Here is a 20766-nt window from a genome sequence, read left to right on the forward strand (position 1 = left end):
GCGTTCCATCGATCTCGTCTCGGTTCACCACGCGGCGCCGTAGTCGTTTTCGATGAATCGCGCAACGAGCCGTCGCGCACCGGGACGAGCCGTACGCGCGCATCAAGGAATGCCGAGCTGATTCTGCCACCTGCGCCAGAGTCGATGGCGCCACTCGTCCGACGGTTCGGGCTCGTCGACGACGACCTGCATTCCGCACGTCTCGATCTTGTGCAGCAGCGCCCACGCGAGCCCAAAGCAGTCGTCCGGACCGAACGAGGCCGAGAGCGCGCGTGCCTCTTGGAGGGAAACGGGCTCGGGGATTCGCTGGATCGTGTCCTGCCAGCGTCGCAGCTCGGCGTCGGTGGCATCGGGCTCGGCCGGCATCCGTCCTAGCGCGATCGCGTCGAGAGCTTCGGGCCTCATACGCCGACGTACGATTGTGCGCGGATCTCGCGATCACGTTGGACTGCAAGTGAGCGCGGAAGATCGTGCGGGGCTCCAGGTCATCGACCGCAAGGCGCGCGGCCGCGCAGTGCAGCGGGATCCGGCGATCGCGATCAGTGGGCTCGTGCGCGAGGAGGACGCGCGCGCGTCGAGCGAGGGCGGCGTCGATCGCCACGTGGGCAAGCCGCTCGATCCGATCGAGCTGGCGCGCGAGATCGCGCGGATGATCGGGCCCCCTTCGGACGTGACGAGGGCACCGTCGTGACACGAGGTGGAACGCGGGGTTGACTGGCGCGATCAGCGCGCGCGTACACGTACGTCCGCGCAGGCTCGCCTGTGCGTCATGACATCTCACCGAGCCGGTTCTCACCGGCATTCCGGGCTCGCGCGCAACTGCAGCGCTGATGCGTGGGGGTCGTGAGCCAAAGCATTGCAACTGCAACGCCGCTCCGCGGGGAAGCTCCTGCCGGAGCACCGCTCCAACACAGCGAAGCGCACCGTGCCTGTGATGGTCCATTCCCTCAGCAGCGCGCGGGGGAGACGGAGCTCGCTCGTACCTGTATCGCGTTAGTTGGATTGCTTGTCGTACTCTTGGACCCAGTCCGATCGCCGCGACGCGATTAGCATCCTCCCGTCGTCCGGAAACCACCAGACCGGGAGCATGTCGCGTCGCACCCCGAGCTTCGAAACATTGACTTCGAACGCCACCCAGATGGTTGCACACGTTCCGTACGGGCGCTCACGCAACGCTCCGATCTCAGACACGGCAACGTGTCGAACGTCGAACGGGCCGAGTCGCGTCATCCCGCGGACATAGATGTCGCGAGGCAGCTCATTCGCCCCGCTCGGATGGTACAGCTGTCTGCGCGCGAGCTCGATGTCCCCTCGACTGAACGCGTCGAAATGTGCGCGCACCAACTCCACTGCTCGTTCGAGTACGCTCGCGTCCATCCGCGTCCGACCTCCAGGCTAGTTCGCCGAAGACAAGTGCGGCCCGACGATCACACCGCCTTCGGCCTCGAACATCGCCACAATCGCACTGCCGCCGTTCTCGGTTCTGACTTCGTACTGCACGGCACGGAAATCGTTCGGATCATACCCGGCTCGTCGGAGTCCGTCGCGCACGGCGGGATTCTGCACCGGGCCGATGTCCCCGATGCGGCGAACACTCCTCACGCTCTGACCACGAATCGGTGGCGGCACGTCCGGACTCTCCAGTGCGTACCGGGCTGCGTCTTCTGGCCCGTAGAACTCGAGCGGGCTCTCGGAATCGCCGTCTCCGGCGTTCATGCGGTCGATGTGATCGAGCGCGGTCACGGCGCCGCGCACGTGCGCGGCCGCAGCGGCCAGACCAGCGGTCACGAGCGCCGCACCCTCGGCGACCCCAACAGCCGCGGGTACGAGACTGAGACCCCCGCTCGGAGCAGCCCCTGCGATGCCACCGGCCCCCGATCCCCCGATGGCGCCGAGCCCGCTCACGATCACGGCAGCGTCGTATCCCAGGCCACCAATCGAGCCGATGAGCACGCCAATCTCGAAAGCACGTGCATTCTCGGGGTCGGTCGGGGGCGGGCCGACAGACCCCGTGAGACCTACCGCGATACCCCCGACGAGATGGACAGTCCGGTCTGCTAGCGTTCCCCAGTCGATGGAAGGCGATTGTCCTTCCGCGACACCTCCGGTCGCGATCGGCTCGCCGCTCGAGCTGGTCTCGGCGTCGTAGGGATTCGGCGGCGGCGACATGCCTTCCGATTGGCCCGGCGACCGACGGGCGCCGAATATCGGGTTCCCCTGTTCGTCGTATCCGAGCAACTCGACACCGGGGGGCGGCTGAAGCGTGGCAGGCCCACCATCCGTGCTCGTGACGCTCACCCCGTTGCAGCCAGTCGGATCGGTCCACGAAGGGCGAGTTGTAGACGTACGCATACCGATTGAGCGACTGAGTCCACGTCGGCATCGCCGTGATGGGATCCGGCGTGAGGAACCGGCCGATCACCGGGTCGTACACCCGACCGATCATATCGATGAGGCCGAGCTCATCGTCGTGGCGGTGCCCGGTGTATCCGGCCTCGGGGCCTGTGACCGAGCCAGCGTCACCGAAGCTCGCATAGCTGCGCTCGTCGACTTCGTGACCGTTGTCGTCAGTCACGAGCACGATCGAGCCAAGCGCATCAGCATGAAGGAATTGCCGCGACTCCGTGGTTCCACCCACACCGCCGGTGTGCCTCGTGACTTCGACGACCTGATGCCCGTCAGCGTAGACGCGGAAGCGGTGCTCGACTCCAGCGCTCGTCTCCTCACGAGAGTAGAGTCGCCCGATGTAGCGGATATCGGTCCCCGTGCTCAGGCGCGCTGCGATCCGATCGGACGCGTCATAGCGCATTTCGACCGTCTCCGCGGCTTCACCGGCACCGACAACAATCGTCGTCGGCAGGTCGAACGCGGTGTATTCGTCGATACGCTGGAACCCGCCAGACACTTGCGGACCACTCCGCTCTTGCTGGCGCCCGCGTGCGTCATAGGAGTACGAGTTCCCACCAGCCTGACTGACGGCGTGAGGCGATCCGCTGGGATCGTTGGAGTCGTAGGTGCCGATTCCCGTGCGGAACGTGATGTTCCCGAGAGCGTCATAGCGCGTGCTCTCGTGAGTCACAGTTCCGTCGAGGTTCGTGACGTCGGTGAGTCGCCCGAGCACGTCGTGGACGAACGCACGAGAATTCGCGGGAGTCAGCCCATCGATCTCCGAAGCTCGTCGACCATCGAGATCGTACGCGTAGGTCACGTCGCGCGCGACGCCGGCTGCGCTCGTGGTCGACATTCGCTGGATTCGGCCGGTAAGAGGCTCGAAGCTGACCGAGCTCTCCACGCCGTTCCCAAACGTCTCACCAGCACGTCGATAGCCCTGGTAGCTCTCGAGCGACTCCCAGAGGAGCGTTCCCGTCGAGTCACGCAGTCGATTCAGATGGCCGAAGCTATCGTATTCGTGAGTGACCGCGAACGCACCGGCCTCGCCGGGATAGCCGAGTTGAAGCGGCCGGCCGAAGCTGTCGTAGGACGACGTGACGACCATCTCCGGCAGGCCCGGCTGGTCGTGAGTCTCGGACGACAGGAAACCGCGGTTCGCCCCCATCGTCGGGACGGGCTCGTATCCATAGCGAATCTCGTGCGCGAGGGCGCCTCCCCCTGCGAACACGCGCTGTGCGCGAGCGCGTATCGGTCCCAGCCCGACCGCTGCGCGGCCGGCACGGCCCGGTGCCGGTCGGTCAAACGTCAGCCACCAAGCTTTGCCGTCCAACCGTCCATGAAGTCGAAGAGCTCGCGGATGGCGACAATCTGCACGTCTCCGCGCACTCCTACGTACATCTGTCCTGCGCTCAGCATGAAGAGGAGCGCTACCTCACCCGTCCCGTCCTCATCCACCCCGCCGCCGTGGATGGCAAACCAGAAGTTCTGCTGCTCGGGAACGAACTCCTCGGAGTTCCTCACCAACGCGCCGTCGGAGTCTACCGTTTCCCGCAGATAGGCCTCGAACGAAGTTCGAAAGACTCGGAACGTCTCCGGGCGGATCGAGCACGCGATGTCATGAGGCAATCGAAGACCGGCTCGGGCCGCGGCTTCCGTGGGACGCAGTGAGACGAGACAGGTCAGCATGCCATCGATGAGCCGCGCGTTCGACATGTCGAACTCGACGCAGCCTCCCTTCGTGACGAGCGAAAATGCGTTAGCGACTGTCTGTCTAGGATTGGTCGGCATGAGATTCGGCCCATCCATCAGGATGCAGTTCTGCGGAGCACGGTCTCCCATTCGCTCATGAACTCAAAGAGTCCTCGGACCGCATCGACCGCGACGCTCCCCTCGATTCCTGCGTAGTCGCGCTCATTCGGGGGCGACGAGGGCATGATCAGCATGAACACGAGCCGCACCCGACGACCGTCCGGCCAACATCCAAGCCGTCCGCGAAAGTAGAAGAAGAAGTCCAGTTCCATAGCCAGGAAAATCTCCGACGCTTCGTCGGGGACTCCGTCGGTGTCCTTGCCGCCCGAGAGGTACTCCTCGAACAGCCTTCGGAAAGAGCGAAACGAACCCTGGTAGGTAGAGCACGGAACGCGAGTCGGGAAGCAAACACCCGCCGCGCGCGCGTCGTCGAGAGCACGAATCGTCACGTGATAATCCAGGAACCTCTCTGCGAAGCTCGCCGTCGTCATGTCGAACTCGATATCAGCACTCGTGGTGTGCAAGACAAAGCGCTCCTCGAGCGTCACCATGCACCCTCCCAACCGTAGTTACGAGCGAGCCCGGGCAGTTCGTCCCTCCTCATATTGCTCATCGCGGTCACCACGCCTTCTTCTCCGACGACGACGACATCGAAGCGAGCGGAACCGCCGCGTCCTTGCCGCCGGATGAAAACGTCGGCGCCGTCGGCCTGAGTCGTAGTCTGAGTTGCACCGTCGATGACCTGATCGATGAGGCTGGGGTCGGATCGAAAGCGTCCGTCGATTCGCACCTCGGCGCGCCGGTCTCGTCGGTCACCAGCACGACCGAGCCGAGGGGGTCGGTGTGCAGGTAGCCCGTGCGGGACGCCTCCCCGAGGCCGACGGTCACCGACACCGGCAGGTCGAAGGCCGTGTAGGAGTCGATCCGCTGGAAGCCCTCGCGGACCTGCGGACCGCTGCGCTCCACCTGGCGACCGCGTGCGTCGTAGCTGTAGCCGTTCGGGCCCGCCTGCGTCACTGCGTGCGGCGCGCCGCTCGGATCTGCGTACACGTAGCTCCCGATCCCGTCCGCGACGTGATGTTCCCGAGCACGTCGTAGCGGGTGCTCTCGATGATGGTCGCGCCGTCGAAGCTCGTCACGTCCGTCAGCCGGCCCAGCGAGTCGTGCACGTACGCGCGCGAGCGCGAGCCATCGAGCCAGTCCCGCTCCGGATCCTGCCCAGTGACTCCGTCGGACTATCGGCGATCACGTGGGTCAGGCTTGGGGCAGGGTTCCCGAGCCCGGGATACCAGATCCAGGATGCCGCACGTCGCCAACAAGGTCGTAGAAGCAGTCGAACCTGACGTTGGAAACGGTCGACGCCAACTCCCGAGTCAACGCCACCATCCAGTCCTTCCACCGCGGCTGTCCGGGCCGCCCTTCGAACACTACGTCGAACGTACTGTCATCCCTAACCACGATGTACGGAGCCGACGCGAGGTCTTCGGTCAGCTCGATAGTCTCCGCCTCGCGTTCCGCGATCCAGCTTCGCACCTTCGCCGCAGCAGCGTCAGCCGCCACTTGTCCACCGAAGTTGAACCGTCCAGCAACGGAGACACTTCCATCAGCCCGTCTCGTGGGGAACTTTGCCTGTCTCATGAAGACCTCGTCGAATCTCGTCACGGCACCAGGAAGAAGGTCACGGCATTGTTGAAAGCCTCCCAGTTCCTCACGACGTGGGCACCAGTTCCGTCGAGCGCTATGAGGCCTGCCTGCTGTGCCTCAGCAAGAGTACCCGGCAATCTCATCCCGACTACGCCCGTCGACTCAGCCATCGCGGGGTTCGCTTGTGCGAACCAACGGGCCTTGTTAGCGGCGATCTCCTGTGCGCTCGCGAGATCCGTCCCGTGATACAGGACCGCCCCACCACCACCACCGCCCCCACCGCCGCCGAGGAGGAGCCCGCCTGCTCCCCCTGCGGCTCGTGGGAGTACCGGGGCTGCAGATCATGTGTCGCGCGTCTACGAACGCACTCTGTGTCATCGGTCCGTGCAGATACGACATCGCCAGGACGGTTCAGCAGAGTCCGACTCGGATTCTTCGCGTCGCGCCGCGAGACAGCGGTGTGACGGATGAGCGGTCGCCTATTCGGCGGATTCGCGGAACGAACGAGGCGCGGATTGCTCCGCGCCTCTCCCATTCACGACGTGAACGGACCGTCGCCGTTCATCGGACCGGGCGTCGGGATCGGCGTCACCGGCGTCTCGGGCTCGGTCGGGTCGGTGGGCTCCACCACGACCTCGTTGCGGCTGCCGCGACGGCGGCCCGACCAGAGCGAGGGCGCGATCGTGTCCGCGTCTTCGTCCCACCACCGCACGTACGTGATCATGCGGCGGACCTCGCCGTAGGTGCTCACGAGCAAGCTGATCGCGCGCGTGCGCAGCTCCGCCGCGGGGAGACGCGTCGAGCCCTGCTCGCGCTCGTCGAGGCGCTGCAGGAGCAGCTCCGCCTTCTTCTCGACGCGATCGAGATCCTCGCGGGTGAGCGGCGTCTTGTTGCGCACCGCGCTCCAGTGCTCGCGGAAGAGCGAGACGATCACCAGCGTGCTGGTGGCGACGGTGCGATAGCCCTGCACCGGGCGGCCCGTCTCGACGCGGCTGCGATCGAGCAGCTTGCGGTTCGCGAGCGCCTCCGCGTCGGTGAACACGAGCTTGTGCTCCTCGGCGACGTCCGCCGCCATGTCGGCGAGATCGCTCATCGCGTCGGACGCGGTGAGCTCGACGTTCGCCTGCAGCGTCGCGCGCGCGACGATCGGGAGATCGTCGAGGAACCCGGCGCCTTCGCGGCCGAACTGCGCGGCGATGGCATCGCGGTGCTGCGCGATGCGCGGAAGGCTGCCGATGACGACGCCGGCCGCGGTCGCGGCGTCGAGGCGGTGGGTGCGGAAGATCTCCGGCTCCGGCATGCGCTCGAGCAAGTCGCGCTTGCTGTCGAGCGCGGCCTTGAGGCTCGGCGCGTCGGGGTGGCTGTCGGGACGAACGGGCACGGTGTCGCTCCTTCTCGCGCGAGTGGTTTCGTGCGCGAATGCCCGGTCATCGGCGTGGGCTTCGGAGCGTTGCGTGCGCTGATCGGAAAAAAGGCGAGCGGAGCAGGGTCTCGCCTGTCCTTCCGCCGTGAGCGGCCTCGGACGGCTGGAGCGCTCCGCCGAATCTCCGACATTCGCTCGGCGATTCTAGAATCGACCGGCGAATCTCCGAGATTCACCCCCTGGATTTCGAATCCACCCGGCGAATCTCCGACATTCGCTCGGCGATTCCAGAATCGATCGGCGAATCTCCGAGATTCACCCTCTGGATTTTGAATCCACCCGGCGAATCTCCGAGATTCGGTCGGCGATTCTAGAATCGACCGGCGAATCTCCGAGATTCACCCTCTGGATTTCGAATCCACCCGGCGAATCTCCGAGATTCCCGACACGCGAACGAGCGCGGCACGCAGACGCGCGCCGCGCTCGTTCTCGAGATCAGCTGCCGAAAATCGGCTCGCCCCCCAGTCCCTTCCGTCCGCGCGCTTCGCGCGCTCCCGTCCGGGACCGGCGGGACGAGCACTCCGGCAGCTCAGTACATGCAGCAGCGGAAGCCCGTGGTGGGCGCGCGGAACGTGCGCTGCGCGACCGTGAAGTCGAAGTCGCAGGTACGTCCTTCTTCGATGCTCTGGTACGAGCCGCCGCGCACCTGGTAGAGCGGCACGCCGCCCGAGGTGCCCGCCGACGTCGAGGTCCACTCGCGGACGTTGCCGCTCATGTCGTAGACGCGGCCGGCTGCGGCCCAGTCGGTGTAGCAGGACGAGAACGTCGGCGAGCCGGTCGTCGCGAGCGCGTCCTGATCGCCCGCGAGGCTCGTGTTGCTGTCGTACTCCATGCCGTTGCACGCGACGGGCTGCGTCGCGCTGCACGTCGCGGCGTACGACCAGTCACAGCTGCCCGCGGGGCCCTCGCACGCGGTCTCCCAGTCCTCCGCGCCGCAGAGGTGCCAGCCGCTCGTCGGCGAGGTGCACGTGCCGCTCGCGTTGAGCGCGCAGCACGCGGCCTCGGCCTCGGCCCAGGTCACGCTCGTCCACGGGCGCACGTTGGGCGCCGAGCACGCGAGCGTGCTCAGCGAGCCCGCGCTCGTCGACGTCGCGTCGGGACGCGACGCCTCGTAGCGCATCACGCGGATCGTGCGGCCGCCGCTCGTGTACGTGACGGTCGGGATCGCGCTCGCGTCGATCGCGTCGCGCCACGGCGTGCCGGGATCGTTGACGCCGGTCTCGTCGACCTCGCCGTCGCAGTCGTCATCGGCGCCGTTGCACGACTCGTCGCCGGGGGTGCCCGCCGCCGCCGCGTTGCACTGCACCGCGGTGCCCGACGCCGCGCAGACGTAGGTGCCGACGCGACGGCAGGTGCCGCTGCCGTTGCTGCACTGATCGCCGACGAGCGGGAACGCCTCGTCGATGCTGCCGTCGCAGTCGTTGTCGAGCGAGTCGCAGCGCTGCTCGGTCTGCTGGTAGGTCGCCGGATAGACGCACTCCCAGCCGCGCGCGCCGCCGCAGGTCGCCGCGGTGCCGTTGCAGACGCCGTTCGGGTTGCAGAACGCCGAGGGCGCGGTGAGGCCTTCGTCGGTGCGGCCGTCGCAGTCGTCGTCGCGGCCGTTGCACGCCTCGTTGCCGGCGAACGAGCACGCGTACTCGCAGCCGGGGCGCGTCGGATCGAGATCGACGAAGCCCGGGCGGCACGCCGCGATCGCGCAGGTGCCCGCGTTGCAGCGCGGGGTCGCGTTCGGGAACGAGCACACGCGGCCGCACGCGCCGCAGTTGTTGATGTCGGTCATGAGGGCGAAGCCCTCGTCGGTCATCGCGTCGCAGTCGTCGTTCGTGCCGTTGCAGAGCTCGACGGTCGGGCCGATCGCGCCCTCGCAGGTGAGCGTGCCGCCGCGGCACTGGACGGTGCCCGCTTCGCACGCGCCCGCGGTCTCGCCGCACGCCGCGCCGCCGCCGGGGTTGCCCTCGTCGACGTTCGAGTCGCAGTCCTGATCGACGCCGTCGCAGGTCTCGGTGGTCGCGGTGATCGCGCCCTCGCAGACGAGCGAGCCGCTGCGGCAGTGCTGCACGCCCGGCGCGCAGCGACCGACGTCGCTGCCGCAGAGCTGGCCGCCCTCGGGATCGCCCTCGTCGACGTTGCCGTCGCAGTCGTCGTCGACGTTGTTGCAGAGCTCGGGGCTCGGCCCGACGCCGCCCGTGCACACGAGCGCGCCGCGCGTGCAGGTCACGACGCCCGCTTCGCACGCGCCGGCGGTCGGGCCGCACGCGGCGCCGCCGCCGGGGTTGCCGTCGTCGACGGCGCCGTCGCAGTCGTCGTCGATGGTGTTGCAGATCTCGGCGGTCGCCTCGACCTGGCCCATGCACACGAGCGCGCCGCCGACGCACTGCTGGGTGCCGACCTCGCACGCGCCGGTGCTGATGCCGCACACGCGGCCGCCCTCGGGGTTGTTCTCGTCGACGCGCCCGTCGCAGTCGTCGTCGACCGTGTTGCAGGTCTCGGCCGCCGGCGCGGGCTCGCCGGTGCAGACGATCTCGCCCGCGCGGCAGATCGTGACGCCCGCCGCCGCGCCGCACGCGCCGACGTCGCTGCCGCACGCCACGCCCGCGCCGGGCTCGCCGTCGTCGACGGTCCCGTCGCAGTCGTCGTCGAGGAGGTTGCAGACCTCGACCGGCGGATCGGCCGGCGTGCACTGGTACTCGCAGCCGTTCGTCGCGCTGCCGTCGATGTCGTAGTAGCCGGGGTCGCAGGCGCCGAGCGTGCACACGCCCGCGCTGCACGAGCCGGCCGCGCGCGACCCACGACAGTGGTTGCCGCAACGACCGGCGCCCGAGCTGGTGAACCCGCAGTTCTCGGGGTCGTTCGCGAAGTCGATGTCCTCGTCGATCGCGCCGTCGCAGTCGTCGTCGTTGAAGTCGCAGATCTCGTCGGTCCCGTCGGTGACCGTCGGGATGCAGTAGTACTCGCAGCCCGGCTGCGCGGGATCGAGGTCGAGGTAGCCGACGTCGCACGCGCCGATGCTGCACTCGCCCGCCTCGCACACCGCGAACGCGTGCGGGTAGACGGGGCACGGCATGTCGCAGCCGCCGCAGTGGTCGGGGTTCGACTCGGTGTCGATCCCCTCGTCGGTGTGGCCGTCGCAGTCGTCGTCGCGCTCGTTGCAGAGCTCGAAGTCGATGCACGCGCCGTCGGGCACGACGATCACGTCGGCCGACGCATCGCGCGGCGCGACGCGCGCGTCGCTGCCGGCGTCGGTCCCGCCGTCGAGCGGCTCACCGCCGTCGACGTCGGGACAGACCAGGCAGTACGGCTCGACGGTGCACGAGGAGAGGACGACGAGGAGCGCCAACCGCTGCGCGCTGGAGACGAAGCGGCTCATCGGACCCTCCGGCGCGCGACGAGGACGAGACCGAGCGCGGCGAGCATCGCCATCGCCCACGGAGCACGCGAGCTCTCACCGGTGCCCGCCGCGGTGCAGAGGCAGCCGCCGCCGCCCGCCGCGAGCACGCGGACCGTTCCGTCACCGCCGTCGGGGCCGGCGTCGACGTCCGAGCCTCCGTCGTCGAGCGGCGGACCTCCGTCGAGGCGCGGCACCACGACGAGCTCGCACTCGCCGCCGCTGCAGCGCTGGCCTTCGGGGCACTGCAGGTCGAGGCAGCGATCACGACGGCACAGGCCCGTGAGCGGATCGCAGACGTCGCCGCTCGAGCAGACCACGTCGCCGCACAGGTTCGTGGTGCACTCGCCGGTCGTCGGATCGCAGACCCGCTCGCCGCCGCACGAGACGTCGGCGCACGGGTTCACGAGGCACTCGCCGCTCGTACAGCGCTCGCCGTCCTCGCAGCTCACCTCGGCGCAGCTCGTCTCGCAGACGCCGGCGCGGCACGCCTGCTCGGCGGTGCATCCGGCGGTCGCGCACGGGTCCGGCACGCAGACCGGATCGGGCGCGGTGCGATCGCAGATCTCGCCCGCAGGGCACGGGAAGCTGCGGCAGTCGTCGACCTGACAGGTGCCGGAGAAGGGCTCGCAGCGCAGGCCCTCGGCCGAGCAGTCGACGTCCTCGCACGCGTAGGTGCAGCGGTTGTTGTGGCACGCGCACGACGGGATGCCCTCGGCCTCCATGCCGGGCGCGCAGAAGACCTCGTCGCCGTCCATCACGGTCTCGCCGGCGCACGCGGTGTCGTCGCACCGCGGCGCGACGCAGAAGCACATGCCTTCGTCGTTCGTCTGCGGGACGCGGCCCGCGGGGCAGCGCGCGAACTCGCTGTCGGCGCAGGGCAGCGCGCACGCGCAGTCGACGCACGCGCTGCCCGGCGGGCAGAGCGTTCCGTCGGGGTCCTCGTCGACCATCATGTCGCAGTCGTCGTCGTCGCAGTCGCAGACCTCGCGACCGCGCGGCGTGCCGCCGGTACAGACCTGACGGCCACCGATGCACGTGAGCGTGCCCGGCTCGCAGACGCCCTCGGTCTCACCGCACACCGCCGAGGGCACCTCTTCGTCGATGCGCGTGTCGCAGTCGTCGTCGAGGTTGTTGCAGCTCTCGTTGATCGGGCCGTTGCCGCCCTCGCAGACGATCTCGCCGCCGACGCAGGTCAGGCGCCCCGGCGTGCACTCGCCCGTCCCCTCGCCGCACGGCGCGCCCACCGAGAGGCCGTCGTCGACGACGCCGTCGCAGTCGTCGTCGAGGTCGTTGCAGACCTCCTCGACCGGGCCCCGCCCGCCGCTGCACACGAGCGTCCCGCCCTGGCACATCGTCGTGCCCGCGGTGCACTCGCCGGTGTCGTCGCCGCAGGCCGCGCCGCCGCCGGGGTTGCCCTCGTCGACGCTGCCGTTGCAGTCGTTGTCGAGGCCGTCGCAGCGCTCGGGCTGCGGGCCGCTCTCGCCCACGCACACCAGCGCGCCGCCGACGCAGACCTCGGTGCCGCGCTCGCACTCGCCGGCATCGCTGCCGCCGCACTCCGCGCCGCCGCCGGGGTTGCCCTCGTCGACGAGGTTGTCGCAGTCGTCGTCGATCGTGTTGCAGCTCTCGGTCGCGGGACCGGTGCCGCCGGTGCAGACGATCGCGCCGCCCGTGCACTGCGTCCTGCCGGGCTCGCACGCGCCGGTCGACGTGCCGCACGTCACGCCGCCGCCGGGGTTGCCCTCGTCGATGCGGGTGTCGCAGTCGTCGTCGGCGCCGTTGCAGATCTCGGTGCCGGGCGCGCGATCGCCGGTGCACGTCATCGTGCCGCCGACGCAGCGCATGAGGCCCGCGCCGCAGGCGCCGCACGACGCGCCGGTCGGGAGCTCCTCGTCGACGCGGCCGTCGCAGTCGTCGTCCTGGTTGTCGCAGGTCTCGGGCGTCGGGCCGGTGCCGCCGCTGCACACGAGCGCGCCCGCGACGCAGCTCAGCGCGCCGGGGTTGCACTCGCCGAGCGCGGTGCCGCACGCGCCGCCGCCGCCGGGGTTGCCGTCGTCGACCACGCCGTCGCAGTCGTCGTCGAGCGTGTTGCAGATCTCGGGCGACGCGCCGACCGCGCCGACGCAGGCGCCCCACACCGACGCGGTGCAGGTCTCGGTGCCGGGGCGGCACACGCCGACGCTGGTGCCGCACGGACGCGTGAGGCCGTCGATCACGCCGTCGCAGTCGTTGTCGACGTTGTCGCAGGTCTCGGTGGCGGGGCCGGTGCCGCTGCACGTGCCCCAGGCGCCCGCGGTGCAGACCTCCTGGCCGACCGTGCACGCGCCGACGTCGGTGCCGCAGACGCGCGCGAGGCCCTCGTCGGTGCGGCCGTCGCAGTCGTTGTCGACGTCGTCGCAGAGCTCCGCCTCGGGGCGGCAGCCCGCGCAGACGTTGTTCTCGTCGGCGACGCCGTCGCAGTCGTCGTCGACGCCGTTGCAGACCTCGGGCGGCTCCGCGCCGCACGCGCCGCAGCGGTTGCGCAGGCCCTCGTCGATGCGGCCGTCGCAGTTGTCGTCGACGCCGTTGCACTGCGTCTCGCCGGGATCGGTGCAGAGCGTCGGCGACGTCACGCCGCCGGGGCGGTTGCAGTAGAGGACGAAGCCTTCGTCGACGAGCGTGTCGCAGTCGTCGTCGCCGCCGTTGCAGAGCTCGGTGCGGATCGAGCCGTTGACGATGTCGGCGATCGCCGCGCTGAGCGCCGCCGAGTCGTCGACGAAGATCGCGCTGCCCGTGCCGCCGTTGCTGGCGATCGCGTTCAGCTGCGCGCTCGCGTCGGGGCTGTTCGCGAAGCCGATGACGTTGACGGGGAAGCCCGCGGTGCGGAGGTCGGTCGCGGCGTCGATCGGATCGCCGCCGCAGGTCTCGGCGCCGTCGGTCAGCAGGATGACCTCGTAGGGGCGGCACGAGCTGCGCGGATCGTCGGTGCGGACGTCCGCGAGGTACGCCTGCGCCGACGCGAGCGAGCCCGCGAGCGGCGTGGTGCCCGAGCCGCGCAGCTCGAGGTCGAGCCCCGCGGGCGCGGTGCCGCCGTAGTTGTCGCTGCCGTCGAGCCACTCGAGGATCGAGTACTCGTTCTCCGGCGAGAACCCGACGAGCAGATCGCCCGCCGCGTACTCGCCGCACACCGCGCCCGAGCCCGCCCAGCCGCCGGACGCCGCGGTCGCGTTCGCCGAGGGGCACGCGAAGCTCGTCGCGCGCTGGCGGAAGCGCATGAGGCCCATCTCGACGTCGCCGAACGCCGCGACGACGTCGCTCACGCCGGCGCGCGCACGCGCGATGCGCGAGTCGTCGGCGATGCCGTTGCCGCACCCCGACGCGCCGCAGGTCGCGCACGCGACGTCGCCGCCGAGGCACTCGCCCGAGCCGTCGCCCCCGGTGAACTGATCCGCGCAGGTGTGCCAGTTCATCGAGCCCGACGTGTCGAACACGAGCAGGATGCGCGGGCGCACGTCGCCCGGCGCGTAGACGAACGGGCCCTCGCTCGTGTCGTTCGCCGAGTGGCAGCCCTCGTCGTTCGTCGCGCCGAGGCCGAAGTCGATCCGGCCGTCGCCGTCGTTGTCGAGACCGTCGCTGCACGCGCGGCGCGTCACCTCGTCGCGATCGCTCGAGCTCGAGCAGTCGGGATCGGCGGGATAGTCCACGCGCCCGTCGCCGTCGTCGTCGACGCCGTTGCTGCACGCGGGCGCGCCGCCCTCGGTGCCGTCGTCGGGGCCGTTGCACTCGGGGTCGGCGGGGAAGTCGACGCGCCCGTCGCCGTCGTTGTCGACGCCGTCGGAGCACTGCACGTCGCGCTCGTCGTTGTCGCCGGGGCCCGAGCAGCCCGAGTCACCGGGGAAGTCGACGTCGCCGTCGCCGTCGTTGTCGAGGCCGTCGCTGCAGCCCGGCACGTGCGTGACGAAGCAGGGCTCGCTCGGGAGCGAGACGAGCTCGCCCGGTGCCTGCGCGGTCGCGGTGACCTCGAGGCCGCCGTAGAGCGCGCCGAACGTCGAGCCGGGCCCGAACGTGCCCACGTCCCACGCGCCGCCCGCGGTCGAGGCGTCGCTGCCGCGCTCGATGTTGTTGAAGAAGACGCGCACCACCGTGCTCGCGTTGCTCTCGGTGTGCGTGCCGACGATCGTCGTCGCGCTCGAGAGCACGCGCGAGCAGTCGATCACGGGACGATCGCTGCGCGGCTGTCCGATCGGCACGCGCACCGCCGTCGGGAAGAACGCCTCGAACGAGCCACCGTAGTTGCTCGCCGACCAGAAGAGCTTGAAGTCGAGGTCGTAGAGACCGGCGGCCGTGCCCGCGGGCGCGCGCAGCGTGACCGAGATCGGGGTGCTCGTCGGCGTCGTGATGCTCGTGCGCGGTCCGAGCGACGTCGTGCCCAGCGTCGGGCCCGAGACGACGGTCCAGCCCGCGGGCAGGAGCATCTGCGCGGGATCGAGCGACGCCGCCTGCGTGCCCCAGTTCTGCAGCGTGCCGCTGAGCACGACGTTGCTGCCCGCGGCCTGCGCGGTGAGCGGCTGGGTGAACGACGCGCGCAGCACCGGCGTCGGGCGGCTCAGCGTGACCGCCTGCGTGGTGAATCCCGGCGCGGGCAGCTGGGTCGACGTGTAATTCGCGTACGAGACGAGCGAGATCTGGCCGGTGCCGCTCACGTCGTACTGGAACGTGAACGTGTACTCCTCGCCGGGATCGAGCGTGCCGAGCACCCAGCGCAAGCACGGGCGGGTGCCGCACATCGCGGAGCTCGGCGCGCCGGTCGCGCTGCCCGGCACGAGCGCGCCGCGGCTGCTGTCGTAGTCGGCGGTCACCACGACGTTCGTCTGCGGCAACGTCGACAGGTTCATGCCGTGCAGCGTGTAGGTGATGCGCTCGCCGTTGTCGGTGAGCATCCGGTCCGGCGTGAGGTCGAACTGGTTGTTCAGGAACACGCAGCCCGGCGACGGGATCACGAAGCCCCACGGGTTGTCCTGGCCCGCGTTGCTGCTCGAGGGACCGCCGCCGAAGCTCTCGGCGCAGTTCGCGTCGCGCATCATCACCGGGTCGAGCGGCGTGTCGATCACGCGCAGCGCGATCTCGAGGATGCCCGCCTCACCCGCGCGCAGCTCGCCGATCGCGGCGCGCACCGCGTTCGTCGCGGCGGGCAGCGGGTTCGCGGGGCGCACGTCGAAGCCGGTCGCCGACGCGTCGATGCTGCGGCGCGTGTCGGAGGCCGTGTACGTCGCCGTCGTGCCGGTGCCGATCCGCGCGCCCGCGTAGCGGATGCGCTGCCACGGGCCGACGACGTGGTTGAACACGACGTCGGTCGGCGGGTCGGCGCCGCCGACGCTGAGATCGGTGGCTTCGTAGAGGTAGTGGGTCTGCGGCCCCGCGACGGGCGAGCCGTACTGGAACGGCGTGTCGCCGTTGCCCTGGTTGCCGCTGCGGTTGCCGTCGCTGTTCGCGATGCCGAACGCGTAGACCTGATCGACGTCCCACGGCGTGTGCCCGAAGAACGTCGTGACGCCGTCGAGGCCGAGGATCGGCGAGATGCTCGCGGCGAACGTCGGAGGCCGGCCCGCCATCGACTGGCCGTTGAAGTACGTGAGGAACGCGTTCGCCGGCGTGCGCTGGGTGCGCGCGTCGGTCGAATAGAAGAAGCCGGTGTCTCCGTAGAGCTGCGAGAGCGCGCCTTCGGGCACGCTGCGCGTTCCGCCGCTGCAGCCCGCGCCCCCGGTGCACGGCAGCGTGTAGGTGCCGCAGCTGCCGCCGCTCGTGCAGCGGTCGAGCGCCAGGCCCGGGTGGTTCGGCGCGATGGTGCGCCCGCCGGGATAGGCCGTCAGCGTCGTCGGATCGATCAGGCGGACGCCGACCACCTCGGTGTTCGGCGGGACGAACTCCGTGATGTACGCGTTGATGCCGCGCGCGACGCGGTCCGGCATCCCGAAGTAGTTGATGCGGAACAGGATCACGTCGCCGGGCGCGATCCGGACGTCGGTCCCGGTGCTGGCTCCGCTCGACGTGCCCGACTCCGGGTCGATCACGGCGACGGTCGACTCGGGAATCGACTTCGAGACCATCAGCGCGGCGATGCCCTCGCCGTAGGCATGCCCGACGTGCATCAAGCAGATGCTGAACGTCGCGACGGCTGCGGCCCCTCGGGCCCATCCTCGGAATCTGGCTCCGCTCTCGTTCCGTACGCCCATCGCGTTCTCCCGCTCGGCCCCCCGCCGAGGTGAAAAGAAGGGATGCGCCGGTCGATGGCCGCGAAGGTTTTCGCCTTCACACCGGGCGTACTTTTTTCACGAGCATGGAAGCGCGAACAGATCACGCCCTCAGCTCGCGGCGACCATCCCGTCGACATCACGACGGAATGGGACAGCGCGCGACACCCCCACCACCCCAACGACTCCCCCGAGTCGCGATCGAGAGTGCACGAAAAATTCGCAGCGCGGCAGACCACGCGGAGGCGTCGCCCCGCGCAGACCGCCGCGAGCGCGGGCCCCGAATCGCGAATGAGGCGCACGCCCGGCGGCGGGGCTAGAGCGCGGAGATCACACGCGTTCTGGCGTCCCGCGGGCGGACGACCCCGAGGGCTCTCCGCCGTCCCGCGGGACGGGCATGGAGATCCCTCGTCTCGATTCGGCGTCGCGCGGGGCCGGCAACAAATCGGCTCGCTCGCCGACCCCTACCGTCCGCGCGCTTCGCGCGCTCCCGTCCGGCGCCGGCGAACGAGCACTCCCGCAACCAAATCGGCTCGCACGCCGACCCCTACCGTCCGCGCGCTTCGCGCGCTCCCGTCCGGGCCGGCGAACGAGCACTCCCGCAACCAAATCGGCTCGCACGCCGACCCCTACCGTCCGCGCGCTTCGCGCGCTCCCGTCCGGGCCGGCGAACGAGCACTCCGGTTGGGGCTCAGACCTCGTGAGGGCGGCGCTTCGTGAACACCGCGGCGCCCTCGGGAAGCGGGCTCGACCCGAGGTCGCTCGGGATCACGTCCGGCCCCACCTCGGCGCCCGCGCCGACCACGAAGCCCGCGGGGATCACCGCGTTCTTGCCGAGCACCGCGAACCGGCGCGAGCCCGGCTCGTCGTCGCCCTGCGGCATCGCGCCGACCCGCGCGCCCTGCCCGACGCGCGCGCGCTTGTCGAGGATCGCGCGCTCCACCACCGCGCCGCGCTCGATCACGCAGTCGGTCAGCAGCACCGACTCGCGCACCACCGCGCCCGGCTCGACGCGCACGCCGGCCGAGAGGATCGAGCGCTCGATGTGCGCGTCGGTCGCGATCGCGCAGCCGTGGGTGATCAGCGAGTCGCTCACGTCCGCGCCCTTCGCGAGGCGCGCCGGCGGGCGGTTCTCGGAGCGCGTGTGGATGAGCCAGCCGAGGTCGTTGAGGTCGTAGAGCGGCGGCTCGCCGATGAGGTCCATGTGGGCCTCCCAGTAGCTCTCGATCGTGCCGACGTCGCGCCAGTAGCCGGCGTACTTCCACGAGAACACGCGCTCTCCGCGCGCGATCATGCGCGGCAGGATGTCCTTGCCGAAGTCGTGGTTCGAGTCGGGCATCCGCGAGTCCTCGAGGAGCACGCGGTCGAGCACGCCGTAGTTGAACACGTAGATGCCCATCGACCCGAGGCCGGGGATCGGGTCCTTCGGCTTCTCGACGAACGAGGTCACGCGCTCGTCGTCGTCGAGCTGCACGATCCCGAAGCGCGACTTCTCGTGATCGGGCACCTCCATCGTCGCCAGCGTCACGTCGGCGCGGCGCTCGAGGTGCTTCGCGATCAGGTCGTTGTAGTTCATCCGGTAGATGTGATCGCCGCTCAGGATCACCACGAGATCGGGGCGGCGATCCTTCACGAACAGGAAGTTCTGCTGCACGGCGTCGGCGGTGCCGACGAACCACGAGCCCGCCTCGCGCGACTTGTACGGCGAGTAGATCCGCACGCCGCCGGTGCGCTCGCGGTCGAGCTCCCAGGGCCCGCCCGCGCCGATGTGCTCGATCAGCGAGTGCGGGCGGTACTGCGCGACGATCATCACGTCGAACAAGCCGCTGTTCACGCAGTTCGAGAGCGCGAAGTCGATGATGCGGAACTTGCCGCCGAAGGGCACGGCGGGCTTGGTTCGCTTGGCGGTCAGGACGCCGAGGCGAGAGCCCTCGCCGCCCGCCAGGATCACGGCCACGGTCTTCATCAGCGCGTCTCTCCGGTCACGAGCTCTCGGTAGGTGTGCGCGTACGCGAGCGCGGCGCGCGACCACGAGAAGTCTTCGCGCATGCCGTTCTGCTGCAGCATGGCGAAGCGTCCTTCTCGAGCACAGTGTTCGCCGGTTCGCGGGCTCACCGCCGCGAACGTCGCGAGCGCGCGCCGCAGCCCGAAGGCGAGCGAGCGCGACGACGCGACCGGGAAGAGGAAGCCGGTCGGCGCGTCGTGCAGATCGAGGTCGCGCACGGTGTCCGAGAGGCCTCCGGTGTCGCGCGCGACCGGCACGCAGCCGTATCGCATCGCGATCATCTGCGCGAGCCCGCAGGGCTCGTAGCGCGACGGCAGCATCAGCATGTCGGCGCCCGCGTAGATGCGGCGCGAGAGCGCTTCGTCGAACGCGACGCGCACCCGTACGCGATCGCCGAGCTCTCCCGCGAGGCGGAGGAGCTGCTCCTCGAGCGCGTGATCACCGGTGCCGAGGATCACGCACTGGAACGCGTGATCGCGCGCGAGCGCGCGGATCGCGTCGGGCACGAGGTCGATGCCCTTCTGGCCGGTGAGGCGCGAGACCACCGCCAAGAGCGGCAGCGGCTCGTCGACACTGCCTTGCTCGTGAACCAGGCCGAGCTCGCGGCGGAGCGCGCGCTTGTTCACGGCGCGCGCGGCGAGCGCGGTGGTCGCGTCGTAGCGCTGCGGGAGCGCGGCGTCGGTCTTCGGATCGTAGAGCTCGGTGTCGATCCCGTTGAGGATGCCGACGAGCGCGTCCTTGCGCGCGCGGAGGAGCGCGTCGAGGCCGGCGCCGAATTCCGGCTCGAGGATCTCGCGCGCGTACCCGGGCGAGACGGTGGTGATGCGATCGGCGAGCGAGAGGCCGATCGGGAGCGGCATCTCGCGGCCCTCGGGCGCGACGCGCGGGAGCTCACCGGGCACCAGCCCGAACGCGCGCATCGCGGGCCCCGCGCCCCAGCCGACGTAGGGCAGGTTGTGCACGGTGAGCGCGGTGCGCGCGCGACCGAGCTTCGGGTCCGAGAAGCGCGCGCGGTGCAGCGCGGGGATCGACGGCGCGGTGTGCCAGTCGTTCGCGTGCAGCACGTCGGGCACGAAGTCGATCACGCGCGCGAGCTCGAGCGCGGCGAGACAGAAGAACGCGTAGCGATGCCCGTCCCACCCGGTGTCCTGGTGGTAGACGGCGATCGAGTCGTCGAAGAGCCCGGGCGCGTGCACGAAGTAGAACGGCACGCCGTCGTATGTGGTCGCGAGGATCTCTGCACCGAGCGGTCCCGAGGGATGCGGGACCGAGACGCGCGCGACGCGCTCGAGCGGCGTCGTGATGCGCGCTCGCGCGCCGCCGTGGAGCGGCGTGACGACGCGGACGTCGAGCCCGGCACCTGGAACCGCACGGAGCGCCGCGGGGAGCGCGCCCGCGACGTCGCCGAGCCCACCGACCTTGGTGAATGGAGCGGCCTCGGCGGTCAGGAAGAGGATCTTCATCGAGCGTGCGGACGATACCGGAGAACGACGATCTCGGGCGGCGCTACTTGGACACCGGACGAGGGCTCGCCAAGGGGTCACGCGCTAGGCTCGGCGCCCGGAGGTTCCCGATGACGAAACGAACGACGGCCCCAGCGATCGTGCTCGTTGCGCTCGCGCTCTCGGCGTGTGGTCAGAGCGCGGAAGAGGCGGCCTGCAACGACACGGTGCAGGTGTTCGGCGACGCGATCGTGCGCTGCGGGCTGGACGACGGTCTGTCGCGAGACGCGCTCGAGCGACAGATCGAGTCGACGGTCACGATGACGCAGGGCTGCGGGCGCGTCGTGAGCATCCGCGACGAAGCGGAGCTGCGCGAGGAGTGCCTGCCGGCGCTCGAGACGCTCGCGTGCAGCAGCCTCGAGGCGGGCACGCTGCCCGCTTCGTGCCGCGCGCAGATCGAGGTCGAGGTCCGCTGAGCTCGACCGGAGCTCGTG

Annotated in this window: 13 protein-coding genes and 1 pseudogene; 2 read left to right on the forward strand and 12 right to left on the reverse strand. The window is 70.0% G+C overall.

What is annotated here, in order from left to right; genetic code table 11:
• Nucleotides 1-102: 102 nt before the first annotated feature.
• Entirely contained in the window at nt 103-405 is a 303-nt protein-coding gene (locus DB32_RS37445; protein WP_075097715.1) for a hypothetical protein, read from the reverse strand.
• 49 nt (nt 406-454) lie between these two features.
• On the opposite strand from DB32_RS37445, the gene DB32_RS37450 reads away from it, so the two are divergent.
• Entirely contained in the window at nt 455-691 is a 237-nt protein-coding gene (locus tag DB32_RS37450; RefSeq protein WP_053237451.1) for a response regulator, read from the forward strand.
• Between the two features lie 704 nt (nt 692-1395).
• Here DB32_RS37450 and DB32_RS49805 read toward each other — a convergent pair.
• From DB32_RS49805 to DB32_RS37505, 11 genes and pseudogenes are all read right to left on the reverse strand, one after another.
• Nucleotides 1396-2298: a hypothetical protein gene (locus DB32_RS49805; protein ID WP_240481300.1), complete on the reverse strand. Its 903-nt coding sequence runs from the start codon at nt 2296-2298 to the stop codon at nt 1396-1398.
• Nucleotides 2299-2338: 40 nt separating this feature from the next.
• Nucleotides 2339-3556 (reverse strand): annotated as a pseudogene (locus tag DB32_RS50350) (RHS repeat protein); the annotation flags it as partial.
• A gap of 140 nt (nt 3557-3696) precedes the next feature.
• Nucleotides 3697-4179 (reverse strand): hypothetical protein, encoded by a 483-nt coding sequence (locus DB32_RS37465; RefSeq protein ID WP_157069939.1) that lies wholly within the window; start codon nt 4177-4179, stop codon nt 3697-3699.
• Nucleotides 4180-4196: 17 nt separating this feature from the next.
• The gene (locus DB32_RS37470; protein ID WP_053237455.1) at nt 4197-4691 is read right to left on the reverse strand and encodes a hypothetical protein; all 495 of its coding nucleotides are present in this window, start codon (nt 4689-4691) and stop codon (nt 4197-4199) included.
• A 67-nt stretch (nt 4692-4758) separates the two neighbouring features.
• Nucleotides 4759-5190 carry a hypothetical protein gene (locus DB32_RS37475; protein ID WP_157069941.1) on the reverse strand — a complete coding sequence of 144 codons (432 nt, stop codon included), beginning with the start codon at nt 5188-5190 and terminating at the stop codon, nt 4759-4761.
• A gap of 204 nt (nt 5191-5394) precedes the next feature.
• Nucleotides 5395-5802 (reverse strand): hypothetical protein, encoded by a 408-nt coding sequence (locus tag DB32_RS37480; protein WP_157069943.1) that lies wholly within the window; start codon nt 5800-5802, stop codon nt 5395-5397.
• A gap of 517 nt (nt 5803-6319) precedes the next feature.
• Nucleotides 6320-7165, reverse strand: a complete 846-nt coding sequence (locus DB32_RS37485; RefSeq protein WP_053237458.1) for a hypothetical protein — start codon at nt 7163-7165, stop codon at nt 6320-6322.
• A gap of 571 nt (nt 7166-7736) precedes the next feature.
• Nucleotides 7737-10574 (reverse strand): MopE-related protein, encoded by a 2838-nt coding sequence (locus DB32_RS37490; protein WP_053237459.1) that lies wholly within the window; start codon nt 10572-10574, stop codon nt 7737-7739.
• Nucleotides 10571-16723, reverse strand: a complete 6153-nt coding sequence (locus DB32_RS37495; protein WP_053237460.1) for a MopE-related protein — start codon at nt 16721-16723, stop codon at nt 10571-10573. Before DB32_RS37495 ends, DB32_RS37490 begins: the two co-directional genes overlap by 4 nt.
• Nucleotides 16724-17516: 793 nt before the next feature.
• Nucleotides 17517-18791 (reverse strand): glucose-1-phosphate adenylyltransferase family protein, encoded by a 1275-nt coding sequence (locus DB32_RS37500; RefSeq protein ID WP_053237461.1) that lies wholly within the window; start codon nt 18789-18791, stop codon nt 17517-17519.
• Nucleotides 18791-20293 carry a glycogen synthase gene (locus DB32_RS37505; RefSeq protein WP_053237462.1) on the reverse strand — a complete coding sequence of 501 codons (1503 nt, stop codon included), beginning with the start codon at nt 20291-20293 and terminating at the stop codon, nt 18791-18793. Before DB32_RS37505 ends, DB32_RS37500 begins: the two co-directional genes overlap by 1 nt.
• A gap of 110 nt (nt 20294-20403) precedes the next feature.
• Here DB32_RS37505 and DB32_RS37510 point away from each other — a divergent pair, with 110 nt between their 5' ends.
• Entirely contained in the window at nt 20404-20748 is a 345-nt protein-coding gene (locus DB32_RS37510) for a hypothetical protein (protein WP_157069945.1), read from the forward strand.
• Nucleotides 20749-20766 lie beyond the last annotated feature (18 nt).

Origin of the sequence: Sandaracinus amylolyticus, from assembly GCF_000737325.1 — a bacterium.
In the GTDB taxonomy this organism is placed as follows: domain Bacteria; phylum Myxococcota_A; class Polyangia; order Polyangiales; family Sandaracinaceae; genus Sandaracinus; species Sandaracinus amylolyticus.

Coding starts and splice junctions, on each gene's coding strand:
- DB32_RS37445 (WP_075097715.1), bottom strand. CDS start 405: ATGAGGCCCGAAGCTCTCGACGCGATCGCGCTAGGACGGATGCCGGCC.
- DB32_RS37465 (WP_157069939.1), bottom strand. CDS start 4,179: ATGCCGACCAATCCTAGACAGACAGTCGCTAACGCATTTTCGCTCGTC.
- DB32_RS37470 (WP_053237455.1), bottom strand. CDS start 4,691: ATGGTGACGCTCGAGGAGCGCTTTGTCTTGCACACCACGAGTGCTGAT.
- DB32_RS37490 (WP_053237459.1), bottom strand. CDS start 10,574: ATGAGCCGCTTCGTCTCCAGCGCGCAGCGGTTGGCGCTCCTCGTCGTC.
- DB32_RS37495 (WP_053237460.1), bottom strand. CDS start 16,723: ATGCACGTCGGGCATGCCTACGGCGAGGGCATCGCCGCGCTGATGGTC.
- DB32_RS37500 (WP_053237461.1), bottom strand. CDS start 18,791: ATGAAGACCGTGGCCGTGATCCTGGCGGGCGGCGAGGGCTCTCGCCTC.
- DB32_RS37505 (WP_053237462.1), bottom strand. CDS start 20,293: ATGAAGATCCTCTTCCTGACCGCCGAGGCCGCTCCATTCACCAAGGTC.
- DB32_RS37510 (WP_157069945.1), top strand. CDS start 20,404: ATGACGAAACGAACGACGGCCCCAGCGATCGTGCTCGTTGCGCTCGCG.